Here is a 24772-nt window from a genome sequence, read left to right on the forward strand (position 1 = left end):
CTTTGCCCGCAAGGCCACCACTGCTCGATCACCACGGAACGGACTGCCGGCTCAGCGACCGGTCCACTTCGGGTCGCGCTTCTCCAAGAACGACGCGACGCCTTCGGCCGCGTCCTGGGAGTTGAGCGTGACGCCCACCGCGAGGTGCTCCAGCACCATCAGCGAGGCGATGTCGGCGTCCAGGCCCCGGTCCACCGCCATCTTCGTGAGCTTCATCTGGAACGGGCTCTTGTCCGTGAGGTGGCTGATGAACTCCTCGACCGTCTCGTCCAGCTCGTCGGCCGGAGCGCTGGCGTTGACGAGGTCGAAATCGTCGGCCTCCTTGCCGCTGAGCAACTTGCCGGTGAGCATGAGCTCCTTGGTCTTGCGGATGCCCAGCATGCGCGGCAGGCGGTAGATCGGGCCGGCACCACCGAACAGGGCGCGGCGGATGTGGAAGTCGCCGATCTTCGCGTCGTCGTCGGCGATCGCGAAGTCGCAGGAGATCATGACCTCGAACCCGCCCGCCGTCGCATAGCCCTCGATGACGGCCACCGACGGCGTCGACATGTTGTAGAGCCGGTCGCAGACCTTGGCGGACACGACGGCGACGTCCATCGCGGTGCTCGATCCGATGAAGTCGGACTGCAAGCTGTCCAGGTCGAAGCCGGACGAGAAGGTATTCTCACGGCCGCGGAAGACCAGAACGCGCAGTTCCGGGTCGTTGTCGATCTCGGTGATGATCTCGTCGAGCCGGTTGAGCATCGGCACCGTGATGCAGTTGCGCTTGTGCGGGCGGTTCAGCCAGACGCGTGCGACGTTGCCGTCCTTCTCGAACTGGATGTCATCCTCGACTGCCATGTGCTTCCTCCCTTGAACTGACTTCAATTCGATAATGGGTCGCGGACTCTCCCGTGTCAATACTTCGAACACCCCGCCCGCCTCTCGGCCGCACGAGAGCCAGGAGCTCGCCGAACTGCACCGCCACCTCCAGCGTTGCCAAGAAGACCGCCACGAGCCCATGCTGAACTCACTTCACTTCAGATTTCAGGCCAGACGCGATGAGGAGCAGCATGCGTGCGTATCGGATGTTCAGCGACGGCCGCAGCGGCCTGATCGAGGTCGCCTCTCCGGTGCCACGGGCCGGCCAGGCTCGCCTGGAGGTGCTGGCCACCGGTCTCTGCCAGTCGGACCTGCACGTCATCGACGCGACCGGAGTCCGCTCGGCCACGGCCTGGCCGACGCCGTACACGCTCGGCCACGAAACCTGCGGCCGGGTCGTCGAGCTCGGGGCGGGCGTGACCGGCGTGCACGTCGGCGACCAGGTGATCGTCCACGGCCCGTGGGGATGCGGGCAGTGCGCGCGGTGCACGACAGGAAGGCCGAACTACTGCGACCAGCCCGATCCGAACGCGGCGGGAATCGGGCTGGGGATCGACGGCGGGCTCGCCGATGAGATGGTCGTCGAGGCCGGGCGCCTCGTGCCCGCCGGCGGCCTCGATCCCACTCTCGCGGCGACCCTGGCGGACGCGGGGCTCACGTCCTACCACGCGATCAGCGGCTGCCGAGACGCGCTCACCGAACCGGACGCGATCGCGCTCGTGATCGGCGTCGGCGGCCTGGGACACCTCGCGGTCGGCATCCTCACCGCCCTGTCGAACGCGCACGTCATCGCCGTCGACGTCCGCACCGAGGCGCGCGATCTCGCACGCGCCTGCGGCGCCGCGACCGCCTGCGCGCCGAACGACGTGGCCGGCGCGCTTCCCGCGCGGGGCGCGGACGTCGTGCTGGACTTCGTCGGCAGTGACGCGACGATGACCCTGGCGGCGCGGTCGCTGCGGCGGGCCGGCGACCTCGTCGTCATCGGCAGCGCAGGCGGCACGCTGCCGGTTGCGAAGGGCGCCGCGTTGCCACTCGGAGCTCGTGCGCACGTCCCGTTCTGGGGAGGTCGCGACGAACTCGCCGAGGTCGTCATGCTCGCACGCGACCACGGTCTCCGCGCCGAAACCACGATCTACCCGCTCGACGACGTGGACAGAGCGCTAGACGACCTCCGGCACGGCAGAGTCCTCGGCCGTGCCGTCGTCCTTCCTTGATCACCGAGCGATGCCGGCTCCGAGACGCCGAGGCCGGCGGCGCGTTCGGCGAAGCAACCCACTGCGGGACGCCCGGACACCACGTCCTGAACGTCAACGACCTTTGGAGACCTCATGGAGTGCGTTCAAGTGCAGGTGCTCGAGCTGCCGGTCGGCGAGGTCGGCCGGCACCACTTCGAGCTCGCGACCGTCGGCCTGCCGAATCTCGAGCCGGGGCAAGTGCTCGTGCGCAACACGTGGACCTCGGTGGATCCCGGGCTGCGGCTGCGTTTGCGCGCCGACGCACCGCAGGGGTACTTCGCCGCGTTCCCGGTCGGCGAGGCGATGGACGGCATCTTCACCGTCGGCGTCATCGAGGAATCGCTGGCCGACGGTTTTCCCGTCGGCAGCACGGTGTGGCACTCCTACGGCTGGCGCAGCCACGCGGTCGTCGATTCCGACGAGGTCGCGATGAACGGCATCGCGAACCTGCGCCTGCTCGACGTCGACAAGGCTCCGGCCCAGGCGTACCTGGGCCCGCTCGGCGCGATGGGCCTGACCGCCTATGCGGGATTGCACGTGATAGGCGCGTTGGGCGACACCGGCACGATCTGGGTGTCGGCCGCCGCCGGCGCCGTCGGCAACCTGGTGTGCCAGGTCGCGAAGCTCAGCGGCCTCCGGGTCGTGGCCAGCGCCGGCAGCGACGAGAAGGTGGCCTGGCTGCTCGACGAGATCGACGTGGACGCGGCTTTCAACTGGCGTTCGCGACCGTTGGCGGAGTCGCTGGGCCAGGCCGCGCCGGAGGGCTTGGACCTCTACTTCGACGGCGTCGGCGGCGCCCACCTCGAGGCCGCGCTCGACGCGTTGAACAACAACGGCCGGGCCGCGCTGTGCGGCTCGATCTCCGAATACGACGGCGAGACGGCCGGACCGCGCAACCTGTTCCTCGCCACCTCGAAGAACCTCACCCTGCGCGGATTCCGCGGCAGCGCGCACGTTCCGCTCCTCGACGAGATGCAGCGGCGGCTCGGCGGCTGGCTCGCCGAAGGACGGCTGGTCCACCGGGAGAGCGTCTACGACGGCCTCGAGGCTGCGCCCACCGCCCTGGTCGACATGATGGCCGGACGCACGATCGGCAAGACCCTCGTCCGGATCTGAGGTGCGCACGAGCGACCGCATGCGACGACCCCGGCTTCTGCCGCCTCCCTACCTCGCGGAGCTAGTTGAACTGACGTCAATTCATGTCTACCTTATCGGCACTGCGGCCAAACGACTGCGACGGTCGTTGCAGAGCGCAAAGGAGCGCCGATGTCGACACAAGCAATGGGCGATCGCGACCGCGACCGCCTGGCCCGCCGTGCCAGCGTGGCAGCGTCAGCCGGAACGGCCATCGAGTACTACGACTTCGCGATCTACGGCTACCTCGCGGTCGTCCTGGCGCCGCTCTTCTTCCCCGCGGGCGACAGCCTCGTCGGGCTGCTCGGGACGCTGGGGGTGGTCGCCACCGGGGCCCTGGCCCGGCCCGTCGGCGGGTTGATCTTCGGCCGCATAGGTGACCGGCGCGGCCGCAAGGCCGTGCTCATGGCCACCGTCGCGGTGATGGGGACGGCCACGATGCTGACCGGAATGCTGCCGACCTACGCCTCGATCGGCATCGGGGCGCCCATCCTCCTGACGCTCCTGCGCATCGTCCAGGGGCTCGCCGCCGGGGGCGAAATCGGCGGGGCCGCCTCGCTGTCGACCGAGTCGGCCCCCTCCCGGCGGCGCGGGCTGTTCGGTTCCGCGACCTCGATCGGAATCTCGCTCGGCATCGCGAGTGCCGCGGGCACCGTCGCGGTCCTGAGCGCCCTCACGTCCACGCAGCAGATGAGCAGCTGGGGCTGGCGCGTACCGTTCCTCGTCGCCGCGCCCCTCCTAGTGGCTGCCGTCCTCTATCGGATGCGGGTCGAGGACTCCCCGATGTTCGTGCAGATGGCCAAGAACTCGGCTCCCCCCAAAGCGCCCGTGACGGAAGTGCTCCGGACGCACAAGGCCTCCGTCCTCCGAGTCGTCGGCATCGCGTACTCGACCATGACCACCGGTGGGATCGCGTCGGTCTACCTGCTCGTCCATCTCTCGGCGGTCCTGAACTACCCGCTGACCGGGTCGCTGTGGCTGATCGTCCTGATCGTGCTCATGCCGTTGGCGGCCATTCCGTGGGCAGGCGCCCTGAGCGATCGCCTCGGTCGACGTCGCGTCCTCGCCGGCGCGATGACGGGGTTCGTCCTGCTCGCGATCCCCTGTTTCTGGGTGATGCAGCAAGGTTCGCTCATCTTGGCCATCGTCGCCGCACTGGTCCTCAACATCCCGTTCAGCATCCAGCAGGGCGTGGTCTACACGCAGTACAGCGAGCTGTTCCCGACCAGGGTGCGCTACACCGGGATCTCGCTCGGCTTCAACGTGGGCGGGGTCATCGGGACGGGACTCGTGTCGCTGATCGCGACCGGGCTGGTCAAGGTCACCGGACTCACGATCTCTCCGGCGTTCTACGCGGTCTTCGCCGCGCTGGTGGGTCTGATCGTCGTCGCGACGATGCAGGAGACCTCGCACCAGGACATGCCCGCGGAGGAGAGCCCGGCTGCCGACGAGCCGGACTCCCCGCCGGTTCGGTCATAGGCCGTCCGCCGCGCCCGCTCCTCGACGCACCGCAGCGGGCAGCCAGGATCCCGCGACGACCTCCTGACCGGGCGAGTAGATGCGCAGGATCAGGTAGAACTCGCCCTCCGGACACGGAAGCCAGTTCGCGGCACCGGGATCGGTGTGGCTGATCACCAGCCGCGCCGGTCCCCCGTCACCGGCGAGCGCGGCGCTGCCCAGGGCATGGCGGCGGACGGGGTTGGCGTGGAGCCGCCCCGTCTCGGCGCGGTAGAGGGTCACGCTCCAGAACGCGGTCTGCGGTGGCTGCCCGGCGAATTCGAGGACGTAAGGTCCGCTGCGACCGGCCAGCCTCTGCCCGGTGGAGTCCACGTGCGTGTTGAACGACGTGTTCTCCTCCGCGACGTTCGCACCGAGACCGACGTGGTTCATCACCGCACGGGCGAGGAAGTTGTGCCCATGCGCCCCCTTGTCGAGGACTCGCGTCCACCCCGTTCCGGTGGCAATGCCCAGTTGGGGGCGCGAGGAGCGGAGCAGGGACTGAGCGGTGGCGAAGGAACGCTCCAGCGCTCCCACTGTTGCCACGTCGAGCGCGTCCGGATCCCAGGGCTTCGGCCCGAGCAACCCGAGTCCCCGGAACTGGCGCACATGGGCCCATTCGTCGCGCGGGAAGGAGTTGAGGCGCAGCACCGCGTCGAACGCCCGGAAGAAGGCGCGCCAGTCCGCCTCCACCTCGTCGGCGCCCACGACGGGACCGAGAGCGTCACCGGTTTCACCGCCCGTCAAGCTGACCTCGTCCTGCAACTCCCGGACCACGTCGAGGTCACCGTCCAGCACCTGGATTCGCAGCAACAACCAGGTGATGGTGGTCGCCACCCGCACGACGGTGACGCCATCGGGCGCGTCTCCCGACCAGTCGGGCGGGACCAGCCAATAGCACGCCGCGGCCGAGCCGAAGGTCCGGGCGCTGATGTTGATGGAGTTGCTGTAGGCATCGACCACCTGGACGGTGAAGTAGCGCGTTCCGAAGTCCGGGAGCCGAAGCTCGACCGGCTCCGCACCCAGGCGCACCCAGGCGTTGGAGTAGAGAGTGTCCACATTGGGCGCCCGAAAAGCGTGGAATTCAGGGCCGGCCGGGATGCGCTCGTGGATGAACGAGGCCACCCGTCCCGGCGCGCCAGGACGGAGCACCTGCTCCGACATCTGCGCGTACTGCAGCACTGCGGGCGTGGCGTAGATCGCGGCCTGCACACCCAGTGCCTCGATCCAGGACGCGCGACTCCCCTGCTCGACGGGGAGGATGTCGTCACTCGCGGATCTCCCGACCTGGGGCAGATCATTCGTGTCATAACCGAGCGGACCCATAACCCCACCCACCTCCCGTGCCGTCGTGCCGCCGATATCGCGCTTCCGCTCAGCAAGAGCGGGGCGCGGTTCGGATATAGTAATTGAACCAAGTTCAAATCAGTAGGGAGGCGTGCGTGGCCGGTGAACGAACGACGACGTTGAACGAGGCCGCGCGGGCGGTCCAGGTGTGGGCCTACCCCCTCGTCTTCGCCCAGCGGGTGCGCCTCAACTTCACCCAGCCGCTGGACCCGAACGCGAAGCGACCGCTCAACTCCGCAGGTGCCCCGCTGAACGCCTTCGGACATCAGCGCCGACTCTCCGATCCGACGCTGACCGTCGGCGTCGCCCCCAACGTCGACACCCTCTACTCGGTCGCCTGGCTAGACGTCCGGCACAACGACTTCACCCTGCGGTTTCCCGACTTCGGCCCCCGATACGCAAGCTTCCAACTCGCCCTGCCCGACACCAGCACCCCGATCACGATCAGCGCGTCGGCGCCGGGCGAACGCCTGCCCGTGGTCTCGATCGCAGGCGGACCGGACCGACTCGAGGTCACCGAGGACGAGGTCCGGCTCCGCACCTGGTGGCGCTACGTCATGGTCGTCGGGCGGATCTTGGTCGAACCGGAGGCATCGGACGACGCGCTCGACGCCACTCATCGACTGCAGGACGCGATCGAGCTGCGGCGCCTGCCCGTCAGCGATGCGCCGCCGCCCACCGGCGACCTGAGCCTCGCCCGCCTGTCCCGCCAGGCCGAAACCACAGAGCCCGAAGCTTTCGCCCGCGCGCTCCGACAGGTCCTGGACGACGCCGACCCCGCGCTCGTCGACGAACCCCTCCAGCGGACGCTGACCCGATCGCGACTGCTGGACAACCCCTCTCCGCCAGAATCCGCCGACGGTTTGAGGCACGGGCTTCAGGACATCCGTGCACACGTACGCGGACTCGGCCGACCCGCCAACGGCTGGGCGATCAACGACACCGGAACCGATTTCGGCGGAGACCACCTTTTGCGGGCCGCCGTGGCCCACTCGCAGATCTTCATCAATCCCGTCGCCGAAGCGCTGTACCCGGTGTGCGAGGTCGACTCCAACCGAGACCTCCTCGACGGCAGCGTGCACGATTACCGGCTGACCTTCGAGGCGGGATCGCTGCCCCCGGCCCGGGCGTTCTGGTCGCTGACCGCTTACCACGCGAAGGGCCTGCTGGTGGCCAACGAAACCGGCCGGTATGCCATTGGCGACCGCACGCCCCGGCTCACGTACCGCCCGGACGGATCGCTGACTCTCGAGATCAGCGCCGCGCGACCTGACACGACGGCGAACTGGCTTCCAGTGCCTGCGGGTCCGTTCCGGCTGATGCTCAGGCTCTACCGACCGGCGACCACGGAGTGGGATCCACCACCCGTAATCCCGAAGCCCATGCGAAAGATGCCCTGAACTCTCCGCTCACCACCCGCAGCGACATGTCGGGGCATACGCCCTACTGCCCATACGATTCCGCCCGGACACATCGCCGCCACCACCGGAAATGACCCCGCAGTAGACACCCTCACACCGCGCCCGCTCACCGGAACCGCCCGTCACCGCGCCGCAATCGCCCTACGAGCATGCGACCTCGACCATGACCGCACCACACCAACCGGCACCTCTCGCCCTCCCGAGTCCGACTCGGATTACCCCAGGTCAGGCGAGCCGGTGGCCGGGGCGATCGCCGCGGCAATGGAGGTGATGTGCGGCGCGCGCACGATGCTGTAGTGCGTGGCGGGCAGTTCGCGCCAGTGGCTCGGTTCAGGCAGGAGGGTGCGCCAGCCGTCGCGATCGGCGATCGGCAGGCCGGGTTCCGGTTCCGTGGCCAGCCAGACGTAGCTGGGGGTCGAGGCCAGGCACGGCAGCTCGTGGCCGGTCATGCTGCGCAGGTTGGCTCGGCACGCGAGAACGAACCGCCGGGCGTGTTCGACCGCCGTGCCGCTGGAAGTGCCGAGTTCTCGCTCGAACATCGCCTCCAGCTGCGCGTCGCTGTAGTCGGCGGCGCTCGTGCCGGGCGGTGGCGGGTCGATGAGGTGCAGGGCCCGCGCCGGCTGCCCAGCCGCCTCGGCTTCGGCAGCCATGCCGGCCGCCACCCAGGCGCCGAACGACCAGCCGGCCAGCTGCCACGCGCGGCCGGGTAACCGCGCCTGCAGCGCCTCGTGGTAGCGGCGAGCCCGGTCCGCGATCGGCCAGCCGGGCGGTTCCGGTCGGCTCAGCGCGGGGTCGGCGATCACGCACACGCCGATTTCGCGGGGCAGGGCGTCGACGAGCGGGCGGTAGGCGTGGACGTCGCCGCCGACCGGGTGCACGAGGCACACGGCGTCTCGACTCGTGCCGTCCCGCCACACCTGCACCACCACTTCGCCGGTGTCGCCCGCCGCGGAAAGTTCCGCCAGCAACGCGTTCATCGTCACTTCCGGGCCCAGCCAAGCGAGGTTGAGGTCGACGCCGAAAAGGCGTTTCACCGATTCCACGACGTCCAGCAGCATCAGGGAATCGGCGCCCAGGTCGTACAGCGGCACGTCCGGGTCGAGCTCGGCGACGCCCAGCAGGGCGCGCACCTCCCCGGTCAGCTCCGCTTCGGCGTCCCTGGCCGGTTCCGGTGCAACCGGTGTGCCCGGTGCGGTGTCGCGTTCGTGGAACTTCCGCGCGGCGTCAAGCCCGGCCGTGGCGACCAGGAGCTGCGGCAACCCGGCCCCCAGTGCGCGGGCGAAGGTACGCCGGGCCTCTTCGGCGCTCAGGCCGACCGCCAGGTGCGCCTGGTGCCGGTCATCGGTTTCCAGTGCCGTGACGGCCACGCCGGTGTCGCGCCAGACGTCCCAGTCGATCGAGAGCCGGGCGGTCGGGCCGTCGCGGTGCGCGAGCGCGTCGAGGAACCCGTTGGCGGCGGCGTGGTCCACCTGACCGGTCCCGCCGAACTCGGCGGACAGCGACGAGCAGTAGACGGCGAACGCGGGCCGGTGGCGTTCGATGAGCCGCTCCGTGAGCAGGGCCCCGGCGAGCTTGGCGGCCTGGTCGCGAGTGGTGATGGGACCGCTGGCGGACCCCCTGGCCGCGTGCACGATCCCCGCCAGCGGGGTGCCGAGGTGGCCGTCGATCTCGTCTGCGGTGATGGTGGTCAGGTCGGCGGCCAGCAGGTCGACCCGGTCCGACCACGGCTTGAGCGCCTCGGGCAGGCGGGGCCGCCGCGCCAGCAGGACGACCGTGCCGCGGGTGCGCGTGAGCAGCACCTCGGCGACGGCGGTCCCGATGCCGCCGGTGCCGCCGAGGACGAGGTAGGTCCCGTCGCCGACGACCGGTTCCTCGGCGGCGACCGGCGCGCTGTCCCGCGCCCACCAGAACCCGGCCCGCAGGGCGACCTTCTCCGGTGGCCTCGGCCCGGTGAGCAGACCGGCGAGGAGGTCCAGTCCGGAGTCGGGAAGGTCGACCCAGTGGCCGGGCACTCCGCTTTCCTGCGACCCGACGGTGCTCACCCCGGCGAGCAGCCCGGCTTCGGGACGCGTGACGGTGGTGTTGACTGGCGCGGCACCGGTGGAGATCCACCAGGTCCGCACCGGCCGGTCGCGAACGGCCCGCAGGAGGGCGACGGGGGTGTCCAGGCACGCCCAACCCGCTCGGGCGAGAGAGGCTTCGGCGACGGGCCCGGTGATCCCGAGCGGCAGGGTGTGCAGCCAGTCGATCCCGGTGGCGGGCAGTGCGTCGAGAACCTGGCGCAGCGATGCGGTGTCGGCCGGATCGGCTTCGAAGTCGTCGGGGCCGAGGACGGCGAACCCGGCGGCGGCGCGCACCCGCACGACGCGCTGGTAGGCGGCGTCGAGGGCGGGCGCGGTGAGCGGGCCCTCGCCGGAGATGACGAGGATGCGGTCCGCACGGGTGGTAGCGGGCGTGGCCCGGCGGAGCCGGACCCAGGTGGGCTGGTGCAACCAGTCGTTTTCGGGGCGCCGCTGGACGGCGGGCCGCCGCGGGAAATCGAAGTCTCGCACCGCGAAGGCGGGCGGGGGGAAGTCCCACGGTGCCGGGGCGGTGGAGCGGCCCCAGTCGACGGGTGTCCCGGCCAGCCAGGCGGCGGCCAGCGCGGCGGGAGGCAGCGTGGCGCCTTGGCGGGAGTGGGCGGGACTGGGCGGCTCGAGCACCTGCTGTGGCTCGGCGGTGCGCAGCCAGCCGACCGCGGTGGCCGCGTCCTCGCATGCCGCCGCCAGGCGCCAGCGGCCGAGCGGGCGGCCCGACTGCAAGTGCCGGAGAACGTCCACGTAGGACTCGGGGCGTATCGTCAGGTACGCCGCCACGCGCCTCGCCTCGGCGCGCAATGCTTCCGCGCTGTGCGCCGAAAGTACCAGGCACCGAACGGGGTCGGGGTGCTGCGGCGGTACCGGCCGGACCGATTCCACGATCACGTGGGCGTTGGTCCCACCAATGCCGTAACTGCTCACTCCGGCCACCCGCGGACCCGTGGGCCACGGCTCGGCTCGCGTCGGCACGCGGAACGGCCCCAGCTCCAGAGCCGGGTTGGGGGCGCGGAAATCGACCGTCGGTGGGAACACGCCGTGATGGACGGCCAACGTCGCGCGGATCAGGCCCACTACGCCTGCCGCCGTGCCCAGGTGCCCGATCTGGCTTTTCACCGACGAAATCGCGCAACCCCGGGACTCGGCCAACGCCCCGCGCAACGCCGAGACCTCGATCGGATCGCCCAAGCGCGTCCCGGTTCCGTGCGCCTCCACGTACCCGACATCGGCACCGGAGCGCCCGGCCCGGCGCAGCGCCGCCCGGATCGCCTCCCGCTGCCCGGCCGGTGATGGCGCGGTGTAGCCCTGCTTCGCCGCGCCGTCATTGGTCAGCGCGGAACCGGTGATCACCGAATACACCGCGTCGCCGTCGCGGCGAGCTGCCCGCAATGGCTTCAGCACCACGATGCCGACGCCGCTTCCGCCCACCGTGCCGTCCGCGTCGTCGCTGAACGGGCGGCAGTGCCCGTCGGAGGAGAAGATGTGCTGCGGCCGGTACCGGTATCCCTCGGTCAGCGTGATGTCGACGAACACGCCACCGGCCAGCATCACGTCCGCCTCGCCCGCGCGAAGCATCCCGGCAGCCTGGTGCACGTTGACCAGCGAACTCGAACACGCCGTCTGGGTCGTCAGCGCAGGTCCGGTCAAGTCGAGGTGATAGGCGACCTTCGTGGCGAGGAAGTCCCTCTCGTGGTGGAGGGCGAGCTGGAAGTCGTCCGGTATCGCGGCCGGGTCGGCCTCGCGCAGCATCTTCCGGACGTACGTGTTCTCACCGCAGCACGCGACGATCCCGGTCCGGCCCTGGGATCCGTCGATACCCGCGTGTGCCAGAGCTTCGACGCAGCACATCAGCAACTGCCGCTGCTGCGGGTCCATGATCGCGGCGTCGCGGTGGCTGATCCCGAAGTGATCCGGATCGAACGCCAGCGGCGCGTCGAGCATGCTGCGCGCGCCGACCAGGCCGTCGGCGGCGGGGAACTCCTCGATGCCCCGGCGGCCGTCCCGGACCATGTCCCAGAACGCGGCCAGGTCCGGTGCTCCGGGCGCCCGCACGGCCATGCCGATGACCGCCACCGGCTCGTCGGCGCCGACAGGTTCCCCGGCAGAGCCCATGACCTGTGCCCGGTGGTCTTCGAGGTACCGGGTCAGATCCCGGAGGGTGGTGTGCTCGAAGAGATCGGCGGCGGTGAACCGGTATCCCGCCTCGGCGCAGCGCAGGTGGAACCGCATCAGCGCGAGGCTGGTGGCGCCGGCGGCGAAGAACGTCTCGTCGAGGCCGATCGGCGCGCCGGTCACCTCCTCGAACAGCGCCGCGAGCTCGTTCGACGGGAGCGCGGACGTCCCGTGGAGATCGTCGCCGGGCGTGCGCGCGGCGGCGTCCCGGTCGAGCTTCCCGCTGGGCGTGCGCGGGAGGGTGGCCACGACGCGGAACCGGTCGACCCGCGCGTGGGGCGGCAGCAGCGGCAGGAGGTGATTTACCAGCTCCGCCGCGGTCGGCGTCCGGCGGCACTCCAGATAGGCGGCCAGCCGCTCGCCTTCGGGGGCGACGACCGCGTTGACGACATCGGGGTGCCGCAGCAGCGCCGCCTCGACCTGCCCCGGTTCGAGGCGGTGCCCGCTGACTTTGACCTGCCGGTCGGTGCGCCCGTCGAAGTGCAGCAGCCCGGCGCGGTCGAAGTGCGCGAGGTCGCCGCTGCGGTAGTAGAGCTCGGGAAGTTCGGCGAACCTCTCTTCCGCGATTTCGCCGAGGTAGCACCGGTTCGCGGCGAGACCGCCGATGAGCAGCTCACCGGCCCGCCCCTGCGGCAAGGGCGCGCCCGTGGCGTCGGCGACCCGCAGCACCGCGTTCGCCACCGGACGGCCGATGGCAGGACGCTCGGGCCAGTCCTCGGGATCACCGTCGAGCACCAGCGCGCTCACGACGTGGGTCTCGGTCGGGCCGTAGTGGTTGTGCAGGCGGGCGCCCCGCAGTCCGGCGAACCAGCGGCGGATCACCGGGGTGCACACCAGCTGCTCGCCGGCGGTGATCACGTCCCGCAACCGCGACGGGTAAAGCCCGAGCCGGTCGCCGTGCTCGGCTAGCAGTTGCAGCGCGACGTAGGGCAGGAAGATCCGTTCGATCCCGGCTGTTTCCAGTTGCGCTAGCAGTGCCGGACCGTCGTGGCGCCACTCCGGGCGAACCAGATGCAGGTGGCCGCCCCCGCAAAGGGTCGTGAAGATCTCCTGGAACGACACGTCGAACGACAGCATCGAGAACTGCTGGGTCGCCGCGGGTGGCGCGTCCTGCCATTGGATCAGGTTGGCCAGGGTGCGATCCGGGACGCGCACGCCCTTGGGGGTACCGGTCGAGCCCGAGGTGAACAGCGCGTAGAGCGGCCAGCCGGCATACCGGGCGGGAACATCCGGCACCGGCCCTTCGGCGAGCGTGACGAACCGCCGTTCGACACCGGTGTCGATCGCGTCGAACGAATCCGCGTCGCCGGGGGCGAGCAGGACGTAGTGCGGGCGGACCCGGCTGAGGACGTCGCTCAGCAACGCGGCCGGGTAGGCGGGGTCCAGGGGCACGGCGGTGATGTTCAGCCGCGCGAGCGCGAGGAGCGCGACGATGTGCTCGGCGGACGGCCGGAAGTACAGCGCGATGTCGGTGGCGTCGTCGGGGAGGACGACGGCCAGCCGTGCCGCGTGCGCGTCCAGCTCTGCGTAGGACAGCGTCGTGTCGCCGGTGAGCGCCGGGGCCTCGGGAGTGCGCGCGACCTGCCGCGCGAAGCCTTCCGCCATGGTGTCCCACGCGAGCTCCGCCGCCTCGCCGCGGCCGTGGTCGGGCAGGTCCCGGCGGTACGGCTCGGCCAGTTCGGCCGGGGTCCGCGCGGTTCCGGTGAGGGCGCGGCCGAAGACATCGCCGAGGGCCTCCGCCTCGACTTCGGTGAAGTGGCCTTCGCCGTACTCCCAGAGGCAGTCGAAGCCCTCCGGCCGTTCCACGACCGACAGCGTGAGTGCGCACTTGGCCTCGGCCGCCTCGGTCCACTGCGGACTGATCGAGCAGCCGGGCAGGCGCAGCGCGCCGAAGTCGGTGTTCTCCAGCACGAATAGGTAGTCGAAGGCCGCCTGCCCGGGATCGAGATCGGCGAACGCGACGTCCTGGTGGTCCAGCGCCGCGCCCGACGCTTCGCCGAACCGGCGCAGCTGGGTCTCCAGGTCTTCGTCCGGGGCCACCGACAGCGGCAGCCGCACGGTGTTGGCGAACATCCCGACGCAGTCCTCGAACTCCCGCACGGGCCGGTTGGCCACCGGTGCGGCGATCCGGGGCCCGGTCCGCCCGGTCACGGCGTAGAGGCTCCAGGCGAACACGCCCAGCAGCAGCTGGAAGCGGGTCAGACCCAGCTCTCCGGCCCATTCATCGACGCGCTCGCGCCCGATCGTGGTAGTCCGCAGCCGCCCGGCGAGCGATGTTTCACCAGTGGGGAGCGCGTCGTCGTCGAGCCAGGCGGTCAGCGCGTCCCGCCGGGCGCGGTAGCCGGAGGAGGCGAACCACCGGGACTGCCATCCGGCGAAGTCCAGTGGCGTGTGCCCGTCATGCGGCTGCTCGCCGGAGAGCTCGCGGAACAGGACGTTCAGCGACCAGCCGTCGACCGCGATGTGATGCGGACACAGCAGGAGCGTTCCTCCCCCGGGCTCCGGCCGCCAGGCCGCCCGCAGCAGCCGGCCCGCGGTCAGGTCGAACGGCGCGGTGAAGAAGTCCTCGTCCGCCTCGGTCCACGGGTCGTACGGCTCCTTCGCCACCTGCCGCAGACCCTCGGGCGTCGCCGCGAAAGCGGTGCGCAGCGCGGGGTGCCGCGCCACTAGGCCGCGCACGTCCCGGCGCAGGGCGTCGACGTCGGGCTCGCCGGTGACCCGGAAGGCGAGCGGCACGTGGTAGGCCGTGGATGCGGGATCGCGTTGCTGCAGCAGCCAAATCCGCTGTTGTTCGCTGGTCGCCGAAGCAGTCGTCGCGTTCGTCGGCGCACCCGCGGCCGGGTACTCCGCCCGTCCCGCCACCGCGACGGCGGAGGCGAGGTCGGAAAAGGAGCCCCGCTGCACCACCGAAGGCGCCAGGTCCGCGCCCCAGCGTTCGCGGATCGCGAATCGCAGCCGCAGTGCCTTGAGCGAGTCGCCCCCGGATCGCAGCCACGTGTCACCGGGTCCGAGGCCGGTGATGCCGAGGACGTCCTCCACGCCGTCCAGGACTTCGCGTTGCCACGGTGTCGCCGCACCGCCGGTGTCCGGCCGCCACGGCGAGAATCCGCCCGCCAGCAGGGCGGCTTCGTCGACCTTCCCGTTCGCGTTCCGGGGCAGCTCCTCGATGCGGAACACGTGGTGCGGGCGCATGTAGGACGGCACACTCGCGTTCAGGTGCGCTTCCAAGGCGTCGAAGGAGAAGTCGTCGGTCACGACGAAGGCGAGCAGCTCAGCGGTGGCCGCGCGGCGGACGGCCACGTGCGCCTGCCGGATCTGCGGGTGCGCGAGCAGCCGCTGTTCCAGCTCGCCCGGCTCGATCCGGAACCCGCGGACCTTCACCTGCCGATCTGTTCGCCCGGCGTAGGCGAACCGGCCCTCCGGCAGAACGCGAACCAGGTCGCCGGTGCGGTAGAACTGCGCGCGGCCGTCGTCGAACCACGGCAGCCGGACGAACCGCCGCCCGGTTTCCTCGGGCAGGCCGCGGTAGCCGATGGCGACCCCGGCCCCGGCCAGGTACAACTCGGCGACCTCATCGACGCCCGCAACCCGTTCTTCTTCGGTCACCGCGACCGCGCTGGTGCCCGGCAGCGGGCGACCGATCGGCACCACGTCGCCGTCGAAGTCGCGCGGGATCGGGTGGCTGAGCGCGAAGGTCGTCGTCTCGGTCGGGCCGTAGCCGTTCTGCAGCCGGGTCGGTGCGTCCGGATTGGCCCGGTACCAGCGGCGGATCAGCGAAGCGTTGAGCTGCTCCCCACCGATGAGGACCCGGCGCACGGTGGCGAAGCTGTCCGGCACGGCCTCGGCGACCGCGTTGAACAGCGTCGCGGTCACGAACATCGTGTCGATGCGCTCGCCGACGAGTGCGTCCGCGAGGACCCGCGGGTCGTGGACGGTTTCGTCGTCGAGGACGACGCAGGTGCCACCGGTCAGCAGCGGCACCCACACCTCGAAGCTGATGGCGTCGAAGGCGGGGTTGGCCAGGCAGGCGAACCGGGTGCCGGGGTCGAGCCAGCCGGGATCAGCGAGCCGCAGGACGCCCGCGTCACGCACCTCGACGCCCTTGGGCCGACCGGTGGTGCCGGAGGTGTAGAAGAGGAACGAGGCAGGGGCGGGCGCGGCCGGGGGGCCGGCTTCGGCCTTCTCAGTCAGCAGTTCGCCGGGCGGCAGCGGGGCCAGGCCAGGTAGCCCGTCGTGCACGACGGCAGCCGCGTTCGCGTCGGCGAGGATGACGTCGCGGCGCGCGGGTGGGCTCTGCCGGTCCAGCGGCACGACCTGGCCGCCCAAGCGCAGCACGCCCAGCATGACCTGCACCAGCTCCGCCGAGCGCGGCAGGCCCACGGCGATCGCGTCACCCGGACGAAACCCCTTGTGGGACAACGATTCCGCGACGGCAGCAGCGCCGGCGTCCAGCTCCGCGTAGGTGAGCCGACGGGAGCCGTCGGAAACGGCGACGGCGTCCGGGTGGCGCACGGCCCGGTCGTGGACGCGGTGGGCGATCGAGGTCATCGGGCCTCCAGCTCGGCCGTGATCAGCTCCGCGCCCCGGGGCAGCGCAGCACTCTCGCCAGCGGTCAGCAGCCGGGTCCTGGCCAGCGGGGCGCGCGCCAGGTCGAACGGCTCGGACGGGTCGGCGCGCCGCAGCTCGGCGGCTTCGTGCGGCTGCCCGGCCACCTCGGTGACGGTGCGGGGGAAGGCTCGGCGCAACGCCTCGCGGTTGAGCGGGTCCCGCAAGGCGAACGCCAAGGTCTCGTTGCAGGCCGGGTCGGCGCCGTCCAGCTGTGAGGCGATCCGAAGGCGCTGTTGCCCGGACGACAACGGGGCGGACACGTGCATCGAGGGCGGCCTTTCCAGGAAACGCCTGCTACCTGTCTAGATCAGTCAAACACCGCTGGTTCGAGAGAGTCGATGGCCGCGGTCGAAGTCTGCCCGAAGTTCCTTTTGCCGCCCGCAAGCCAGTCGCCTCCGCTCGGAGAGCCCGGCCGGACCGACACCGCTGCCGCGCACGCGCGCGGTGCCGCACCCGCGGCGGAAGGCACATCTCGTCCGGAAGGTCTTTCATGCGAGCGACGATCATCCACGGTGCCGGGACGTGCGGATCGAGTGTTGATCAGGCCACCGCAGCAGGGTTCTTGCCGCGGTGCACGCCGAGACGCCCTTCGGCACGGTCTTGCGCGCGGCGAATCGACCCGACCACACGCATCTCAGCTGCGCGGCCGAGTTCCACGCCGTGCCGTTGGCGATCACCTTGCGACGGTGGCCTTCCTCGCCTCCCGCTCGTGGTCGCTCACCTGCCCGCTGACCGCACTGCTCCCACTCGTGGAACCGGCGCCTTCTCCGTTGGGGGCGCGCAGTCAACGTGCCAGTGGCTGACGAAGCCGGCGCGGACTGGAACGGCGTTGATTTCGCGGGTGCGGCGCTAGCAGGTGAAACGGTGGCGCGGCCGGGGCGAGCGCTGTGGTCCTCGTCGGCCAGTTCTGCTCCCGGTTCGGTCCGGGGTGTCGGCCGCAGCTGAGCCGGGCGAGCTCGTCGGCGAACCGGCAGGGCCGGTCGACGACCCGGATACCCTGTTCGGCGAGTTCGATGGTCCGTTCCGCCAGGCCTGATCGGCGGTGGTGGCCAGCGGCAGCGGACGGGGTTCAGCGGCGTTTGAAATAACCCACGAAGGCGAGTACTCCGTAAATCACCGCGATCGTGACCGCGGCGAGGAGCAAGACGGCCGGCTCGCCCCCGAACTCGACAAGTCCCACCCCTGCGCCGAACACCGCGCACGGAACCATGACGGAAATCGCGCCGTACCTCAGGTGACGAACCAGCTGATCGTCCTGAACAGCAGCAGCCACCTCACCCCGCGGGGATGCCTTGACTGGACTGAATGCCTGCGTGCCGGGTGCGCCGAATCGCGGACGAGGATCCGGCAATTCGCGGAACAACGCCTGGATCTCTCCCCGTGTACGCGCGCACGAGGCGGCGGCTGTGCGCTGCCCGTACTCGTCCGAGTTCAGGCGACCGGCGTCGAGGTGGTCCCCGAGCAGTTGCTGTGCTTCCGTCCGGTCTGCATGTGACGCGCGAACCCGTCCCGAGTCTGATGGCCCTTCCATAGGTGCAGAGTGTACAAAGCCTGGACGGAGCTCAGTTCCACTCACGGCGGAAGATCGGGGTTGACAGCCCGGCGACGACGCTGACCGGCCATCGACCGCCGGTTCTGACGCTACGGGCACGTGCAGTGCCCGGCCCGTGCTCGCCGCACGGCAAGCGAGGCGAACCCTTACCGGGCAATTCGGAGCATCTTCGCTCACCAGATGACCTTTCGTGGAAACCGGTCCGGTTTCCACGTCCCTACCCGGCACGCACTCGCTCACGCAGCGACGAATTGCGTCGCTGCAGAACTGAATCCTTCTGCGCTACCGGTCGTGGTCTCGTCCGCGGGTGGTGCGTGCCGCCCGATCACGGACTACGAGCCGATCCGGCAGGCCCGCCGGGTCGGTACCACCGCTCGCGCCCCGCGCGACCCGTCGGTCACCGCGGAGGTCAGAAGACCGACCAGCCGGTCAAAGTGGTGAAGTGGTCGAGCGCCGCGACACCGGCCACCGAGTTGCCGCGCTCGTCGAGTCCCGGGCTCCACACCGCGACCGCGCACCGGCCCGGCACGATCGCGAGGATCCCGCCACCGACCCCGCTCTTGCCGGGAACGCCGACGCGGTAGGCGAAATCTCCGGCGGCGTCGTAGGTCCCGCAGGTCAGCATGATCGCGTTGATGCGCTTCGCCTGCCTGCGCGTGACCAGCTCCGAACCATCCCGCCGAACGCCGTGCGCAGCGAGGAACAACCCCGCGCGGGCCAGGTCGCGGCAGCTCATCTCGATCGAGCACTGCCGGACGTACTGGTCGAGCACGGTCGCCACCGGGTTGCGCATGTTGCCGTAGGACGCCATGAAGTGGGTCAGGGCCAGGTTGCGGTCCCCGTGGGCCGCTTCGGAAGCGGCCACCTCCTCATCGACCCGCAAGTCCGGGTTGCCGCTTTCGGCGCGCAGGAAAGCGAGCAGTTCACCGGTGGCGTCACCCGCCAGCGAAACCAGCTCGTCCGTGACCGTCAACGCGCCCGCGTTGATGAACGGGTTCCGCGGAATCCCCCGTTCGTGCTCCAGCTGGACCAGCGAGTTGAACGCATTGCCCGACGGCTCCCGCCCGACCCGCCTCCACAACGACTCGTCACCACCACCGGCCAGCACGAGCGCGAGGGTGAAGACCTTCGAGATGCTCTGCGCCGAGAACGGCGCCTCCCACTCACCGGCCCCGTGCACACGACCCTCGAGATCGGCGAACGCGATACCGAAACGGCCCGGGTCGACCCGCGCGAGCGCCGGGATGTAATCCGCGGCCGACCCCGCTCCCCGCAGCGGAGCCACCTCATCGACGATCCGCCCGAGCAACCGGTCCAAGTCCACGAAGGACGATCATGTCATCGCCCCCGCAACCAGCCGCACGGGGAGGCCCACCGGGGCTCGCGACCTCGGTGGCGCGAGCGCGTGGCCGTCGCCGGGATGTCTTCCGGCACGTGCGCCTGCCGGAGGTTCCGCGGCGTTCGGCACCGGCCCCGACCGCGCGGGAGCCGGTGACGACGCCTCGGTCCCGTGGGCTGCGGCGACGATCCCCCGCCGCAGCCGTGCCCGCGTGCGGACGGGATCAGGAGCAGGCGGAGGCCGACGAGGACCGAGCCGGTTGCGCCGGGCGGTGTTCCAGCTGCTCCGCGAACTGGTGCCAGGCGTTGCCCGCGCCACGCGCCAGTTCCGCGATGACACCGCTGCAATGCGGCGGGACGTTGTCGAACAGCGACTTCCACTGCTCGACATCGCTCGTGTGCGCGTCCAGCCACCGCAGCAGCGCCCGCCCGGATTCGGTGAACCGCAGCGACGGATCCCGCTTCAGCACCGTGAGAATCGTCTTGCCGTCGACACCCGGACGCCCGTCGGCCAGCCGCTCTTCCGCAGCCGCGCGCGGGGCCGCTTCGCACTCCGGCACGCGCCCCGCCTTCCCGTCGGCGCGCAACCGCGCCGGGACGGGATTCTTACCGCTGCGCAACCGCTCCCGCACATCGTGCGCCGTGGACGGGGAGATGCCCGCGGCCTTCGCGATCTCCCGGAGCGGGGCCTCCGGACGATCCTTCATCAGTTCGCTGGCCAACACCCGTCCGGCCACGCCGTTGAGCGGACGAATCCGGCCGTCCCGACCCACTCTGCTGGTGACTTGCGCACCGTTCTCCGACGAGCGCCGACGAATCGCCCCGACGGTGGTCGCCGCCAGACCGGTCACCGAGGCGATCTTGCGGTCGGACCACTCCGGGCGAGCCGTCATGATGCGGGTCGCGGCTGCCGTGCGATCGCTCAGGGCGAGCGGAAGCCCGTGTGCGACGTTGGCCTCCACCGCGTGCACGAACGCGTCCTCGTCGTCGCCGTCGTAGAACCGGACCTCGATCTCGTCCTGCCCCCGCAGCACGGCCGCCCGCAGGCGGTGCATCCCGTCGATCACCCGCATCGTGGGCCGGTGCACCACGATCGGAGGAAGTGCCGTCTTCACCTCGGCCAGCAGCCGGGTGTGGTTCTTGTTCTCGCCGGCCAGGCGAATCGGCTCGAAGGATCGCAGGTCCGCCAGCGAGACCATGTCGGTCTGCGCCGCCCTGAATCCCGATAGATTCGCCTTCAGCGGAAAGTGCGCACCGTCCGCACTTTCGCGCCGCACCAAAGCAAAAGTGTTCACCGCCACCAGTACCCCCAGGTACTCTACCGATTTCGCGCGAGCATCATTATTTCCTCCTCGCAATACAGCGAGGAGATTCTTTGTTCATTTCACATTTGCGACCAGGTGTTCGCGCCGGACCTCAGTCCGGTGAATCCGGCGACGCGCGAACCGTGCCCGAACCGAAACCCCCGTTCCCGCCGGGCGTGATCCCGGCACTGCGCGCGCCAACCGGCATCGTCGCGGACCTACCCCTTGAAACCCCAGTGTTCCGCGGGCGGACATGGCCGATCTTGTAGCTTGGAGGTGAGCGACACCATCCCCCGAACAGACCATTTCGGGCGTTCTCGACTGGCACGCTCCCCACCTTCCACTCAGGTCGATCATACGTGGTGATCACGCCTCCAGGAAGAGGCGATGCATCCATCCGATCCCCATGACTCCGTCGCGACGCACCCAGAACCGGAAACTGCACCCGGCCGGGCTGCTACAGTTCCCCCGGGGCGAATGCTACCGGCATTCGACTGTCCACCCTGTTCGGTCGAACAAGCCGACCCCCGTACCTGCGCGGCACCACCCGGCAGCAGGAACAGGGGCCAAAAAATTTCCCGCGAGTTTTCACCACGTGCCAGAATGCCCCCACTCGGTCTCCGCGAAGAGGGATTCAGGAATAGGCATGAGAACTGGCTATTGGCATGGCCGGACCGTCATCGTCACCGGAGGCAGGGGGTTCATCGGCACGCATTTCACCCGCGAACTGGCAGCGGCGGGAGCCCGGGTCCTCTCACTGCACCGCGACCGCGACACCGGCCCAGCCACGACGATCAATGACAGCGGTGTGCGGGAGATCCAGACCGACCTGCTCTCGTCCATCGAGGTGCAGTCGCTGTTCCGCTACGCGGCTGCCGAGGCGGACGCGCTGATCCACTGCGCGGGGCTGGACGGCAACAGCGAGTTCAAGGAGAAGAACTTCGGCTCGATCCTCGACTCCAACATCAGGATCACCTCGAACGTGCTCAACGCCGCCCGGGACTACCGCATTCCGACCGTCGTCCTGCTCAGCTCCGCGGAGATCTACACCGGGGACCGGCCGGACTCGGTCCGGGAGGAGGACGACTACCGAGCCAGGATGGCGCTCGACGGGGACGGCTACACGCTCTCCAAGATCTTCGCGGAGCTGCTGGCCGACGCCTACCGCAAGCAGTTCGGGATGCGCATCCTGCTGGCCCGCCCGAGCAACGTCTACGGCCCGGGGGACGGCACGAATCCCCGCGCGCAGCGAGTGATCCCCGCGATGATGCGCCGGATCGCGAGCGGCGAGCCCATCACCATCTGGGGCGACGGGCAGCAGCGGCGCTCGTTCGTGCACGTGCGAGATCTCGTGCAGGCGGTGCTGGGGATGACTGCCGCGGGTGCGCACGACACCTTCAACGTGGCCGGCGGCGGTTCGGTCACGCTGCTCGAACTCGCCCGGATGCTGTTCAAGGAATTCGGCGTCGACGAGCGGATCGAACTCGACCGGAGCAAGCCGACCGGGGCGAGGGGGCACCAGCTCAACACCGATCGGCTCGTCGCGGCGGTCGACTTCACGCCCCGGCCGCTGGCGGAGGGTTTGGCGGAGACGGTGCACTGGTACCGGTCCGCACTCGCCGGTCGAACGGACTGATCGTGGTCTGCGCACCCGCTCGCCGCGAGTCGACGGACGCGTCTCACGGCGAGCGGGGCCAGGACGTGCGCGGGCGGTAGGACTCCTCGTGGAACGGCTCGTAGCCGGTCGTGCAGCGGAACCGCAGCGGTTTCCTCGTTGACGGGACACCGGTCGCAGCTCGTTCCGCCCGGCCCGTCGCGCCCTCAGCACGGGCACGCACCCACGCGGTCGCCGATCAGATCGGGCGTTCGCGCCCGACCCACTGCGGGATCGTTCCCTCCGCGTTGCGACCCTTCTCCAGGAACACGAGGTTGTGGTAGAAGTGCGCGCCGACCACGGTCCGGTCGAACTCGGAAGGCTCGCGCGCACCGGCGGGCAGGAACTCCTCGTGGTGCAGCCCGTCGAGCAGCTGCTTGAGGAAACCCATCGTCGTCGCCGGATCCTCCGGTCGCGCTGAAGTGCCGCCGTAGGCCGGCCAGTACGACGTCTGCAGATCCTCGATGACGTACAGGCCCCCGGGCACCACGTGCCGGAACAGCGTCCGGAAGGTGCTGACGACGTCCGGGCAGTAGTGGCTGCCGTCGTCGATGACGATGTCCACCGGGCCGATCTCAGCGATCAGCGATTCGAGGAACTCCGGGTCGGCCTGGTCTCCCCTGACGGTGAACAGGCGCTGCTCGGCGACTTGGCTCTTGTCGAAGACGTCGACCCCGTAGACCAGCGAGCGCGGCAGGAACCGCTTCCACATCCGCAGCGACCCGCCACCCGCTGCCGGATCGTCGTAGCCGCCGATGCCCAGTTCGAGGACGACCAGCGGCCTGTCCCGCAGCGGACCGAAGTGCCGTTCGTAGTGCTGCGCGTAGAAGTGCAGTCCCCACTTGTCCGAGCCGTACCGCAGCGACAGGCCGGACAGATCGATCGGTTGCTCGACGGTTCCGCTGAGCAGGTGCTGCACCACCGGCAGGACGTGCATGTCGGCGGCGAGCGCCTCCGGCTCCTCGAAGTCCCGCCAGCTGATCCGCCGATCCACCGCGGTTCCGGCGCCGCACGGGCCGAAGACCGCGCGGGTGAGCTGCAGCAGGTCGAGCTCCACGGTGGCGTGCGCGGTCTCGTCGCCGTCCGGGTCGCCCACCGTGGTCACCGTCTCCGCACCTGCCGAGCGCACGGAGCACGGCGTGGTCGCACCGTCGTGACCGAGCTCGAACCGCACGGTGATCGGACGTTGCGCCAGCTGCGGAATCGCGCCGAGCTCGGCCCGGTGGACCAGCTCGTCCAGCAACGCGGACGCGACCCATTCCTCGCCCAGCTCCCGGATCGCTTCCCGGATCCGCTCGTCCCCACCGCCTGCGGCCAGGATCAGCTTCCGGATCCGTGCGGCTTCCTGGCTGGATTGCATGCTTACCGTCCTTCTCCTCAAGGCAAGGGAATTCCGTGGCCGGGCCGGAAGTGCTTCGATTCGGGTCCGGCGGCGAACCCGGCGATCTCCCGCGTTCCCCGCGGCGCGGGCCGAGCCGGGGTGTCCTCCACACATGAGCCGCGGCACCGGGGATCCGGTGCTGAAGCTACCGAAGGGCCCTCGCGCGCGGCAACCGATCACCGAAACGATCGGAACGCGCAATCGACTGTGGTGCAACGGAAAACGCGGCCTCCGGTGTTGACGCCCCCGCGCCCGTTACCAAGGATCGACGCCGTACCCCGCGAGCCCAGCCGCTCGCGTGCACTGGGGAGCTCAGCTACGAGGAGACCATCGGTGAACGACATGACCTCGGTGACCGGTCCTGCAGGTGGATCCGCGGGAGCGGGCAGCAGGGACGCCTACCTCGACCTGCTCAAGCGGTGCCTGACCCGGTACGCCGGTGGCGAGGTCTTCCTCGGCGAACCGCTGGAGAAGCCGACGTGGGCCACCGACGACAGCACGACGATGGCCGACCTGGAGGAAGGCCGCTACGCGCACCAAGATGCCGACACCATGCTCGGCTGGTACCGGCTGGACAACGTCCGCGAGTGCATGGAGAGCGCGCTGGCCGAAGGCGTTCCCGGCGACTTCGTGGAGACCGGCGTTTGGCGCGGCGGCACCTGCATGTTCATGCGGGGCGTCCTGCGGGCGTGGGACGTGCGGGACCGCGCCGTGTGGGTCGCCGACTCGTTCAACGGCTTCCCACCGCCCGACGTGGCGCAGTACCCCGCGGACGAGCGGTTCGCCAGTCCGCTCGCACAGCAGTCCCTGGACTCCATGCCGTACTCGCACTCGATCGGCCTCGCGGAGGTGCGATCCCGGTTCCAGCGCTACGGCCTGCTCGACGACCAGGTCCGCTTCCTGCCCGGCTACTTCCGGGACACGATCCCGCAGGCCCCGATCGAACGGATCGCGGTGCTGCGGCTCGACGGCGACCTCTACGAGTCCACCGACGTCGTGCTGCGCCACCTCTACGACCGGCTGTCGGTCGGCGGGTACTGCATCGTCGACGACTTCAGCCTCGAGCCGTGCGTGCGGGCGGTGGAGGACTTCCGCGCCGAACGCGGCATCACCGAGCCGATCGAGAAGATCGACTGGACCGGGGTCTACTGGCGCAAGACCAGTGCCTGACCACCCCAGCACCTTGGTCGCGG

14 protein-coding genes are annotated in these 24772 nt (G+C 70.2%); 6 read left to right on the forward strand and 8 right to left on the reverse strand.

Features of this window, described 5'->3' with window-relative positions; all coding sequences use genetic code 11:
• Positions 1-51 precede the first annotated feature (51 nt).
• Positions 52-840, reverse strand: coding sequence for an enoyl-CoA hydratase/isomerase family protein (locus OOZ19_RS02750; RefSeq protein ID WP_266087863.1), 789 nt, complete (start codon positions 838-840; stop codon positions 52-54).
• A 212-nt stretch (positions 841-1052) separates the two neighbouring features.
• Between OOZ19_RS02750 and OOZ19_RS02755 the strand changes: the two genes are divergently transcribed.
• The 3 genes from OOZ19_RS02755 (at position 1053) to OOZ19_RS02765 (ending at position 4709) form a co-directional block, all read left to right on the forward strand.
• Positions 1053-2075, forward strand: coding sequence for an alcohol dehydrogenase catalytic domain-containing protein (locus OOZ19_RS02755; RefSeq protein WP_266087865.1), 1023 nt, complete (start codon positions 1053-1055; stop codon positions 2073-2075).
• 129 nt (positions 2076-2204) lie between these two features.
• Positions 2205-3212 carry an NADP-dependent oxidoreductase gene (locus OOZ19_RS02760; protein ID WP_266087867.1) on the forward strand — a complete coding sequence of 336 codons (1008 nt, stop codon included), beginning with the start codon at positions 2205-2207 and terminating at the stop codon, positions 3210-3212.
• Positions 3213-3362: 150 nt separating this feature from the next.
• On the forward strand, positions 3363-4709 hold the full coding sequence (locus OOZ19_RS02765; RefSeq protein WP_266087869.1) for an MFS transporter: 1347 nt from the start codon (positions 3363-3365) through the stop codon (positions 4707-4709).
• On the opposite strand, the gene OOZ19_RS02770 is transcribed toward OOZ19_RS02765, so the two are convergent.
• Entirely contained in the window at positions 4704-5939 is a 1236-nt protein-coding gene (locus OOZ19_RS02770) for a DUF1254 domain-containing protein (protein WP_266087871.1), read from the reverse strand. The genes OOZ19_RS02765 and OOZ19_RS02770 overlap by 6 nt on opposite strands.
• Positions 5940-6193: 254 nt before the next feature.
• On the opposite strand from OOZ19_RS02770, the gene OOZ19_RS02775 reads away from it, so the two are divergent.
• Positions 6194-7474 (forward strand): DUF1214 domain-containing protein, encoded by a 1281-nt coding sequence (locus OOZ19_RS02775; RefSeq protein ID WP_266087873.1) that lies wholly within the window; start codon positions 6194-6196, stop codon positions 7472-7474.
• A 236-nt stretch (positions 7475-7710) separates the two neighbouring features.
• Here OOZ19_RS02775 and OOZ19_RS02780 read toward each other — a convergent pair whose 3' ends face one another.
• From OOZ19_RS02780 to OOZ19_RS02800, 5 genes are all read right to left on the reverse strand, one after another.
• A complete protein-coding gene (locus tag OOZ19_RS02780) occupies positions 7711-16290 on the reverse strand; it encodes a non-ribosomal peptide synthetase (RefSeq protein WP_266087875.1) in 8580 nt (2859 codons plus the stop codon).
• Positions 16287-16616 (reverse strand): condensation domain-containing protein, encoded by a 330-nt coding sequence (locus tag OOZ19_RS02785; RefSeq protein ID WP_266087877.1) that lies wholly within the window; start codon positions 16614-16616, stop codon positions 16287-16289. The genes OOZ19_RS02780 and OOZ19_RS02785 overlap by 4 nt, the downstream gene beginning before the upstream one ends.
• An 803-nt stretch (positions 16617-17419) precedes the next feature.
• Positions 17420-17881 carry a DUF1707 SHOCT-like domain-containing protein gene (locus OOZ19_RS02790; RefSeq protein ID WP_266087879.1) on the reverse strand — a complete coding sequence of 154 codons (462 nt, stop codon included), beginning with the start codon at positions 17879-17881 and terminating at the stop codon, positions 17420-17422.
• 430 nt (positions 17882-18311) lie between these two features.
• A complete protein-coding gene (locus OOZ19_RS02795) occupies positions 18312-19226 on the reverse strand; it encodes a glutaminase (RefSeq protein WP_266087881.1) in 915 nt (304 codons plus the stop codon).
• Between the two features lie 238 nt (positions 19227-19464).
• The gene (locus tag OOZ19_RS02800; RefSeq protein WP_266087883.1) at positions 19465-20439 is read right to left on the reverse strand and encodes a ParB/RepB/Spo0J family partition protein; all 975 of its coding nucleotides are present in this window, start codon (positions 20437-20439) and stop codon (positions 19465-19467) included.
• A gap of 751 nt (positions 20440-21190) precedes the next feature.
• Between OOZ19_RS02800 and OOZ19_RS02805 the strand changes: the two genes are divergently transcribed.
• Positions 21191-22180, forward strand: a complete 990-nt coding sequence (locus OOZ19_RS02805; RefSeq protein ID WP_266087885.1) for an NAD-dependent epimerase/dehydratase family protein — start codon at positions 21191-21193, stop codon at positions 22178-22180.
• 217 nt (positions 22181-22397) lie between these two features.
• On the opposite strand, the gene OOZ19_RS02810 is transcribed toward OOZ19_RS02805, so the two are convergent.
• Positions 22398-23558, reverse strand: coding sequence for a class I SAM-dependent methyltransferase (locus OOZ19_RS02810; RefSeq protein ID WP_266087887.1), 1161 nt, complete (start codon positions 23556-23558; stop codon positions 22398-22400).
• A gap of 363 nt (positions 23559-23921) precedes the next feature.
• Between OOZ19_RS02810 and OOZ19_RS02815 the strand changes: the two genes are divergently transcribed.
• Complete coding sequence (locus OOZ19_RS02815; RefSeq protein ID WP_266088325.1) at positions 23922-24749, forward strand: TylF/MycF/NovP-related O-methyltransferase; 828 nt, start codon at positions 23922-23924, stop codon at positions 24747-24749.
• Positions 24750-24772: the final 23 nt, after the last annotated feature.

It is taken from the genome of Saccharopolyspora sp. NFXS83, assembly GCF_026241095.1.
Taxonomy (GTDB): Bacteria; Actinomycetota; Actinomycetes; order Mycobacteriales; family Pseudonocardiaceae; genus Saccharopolyspora_C.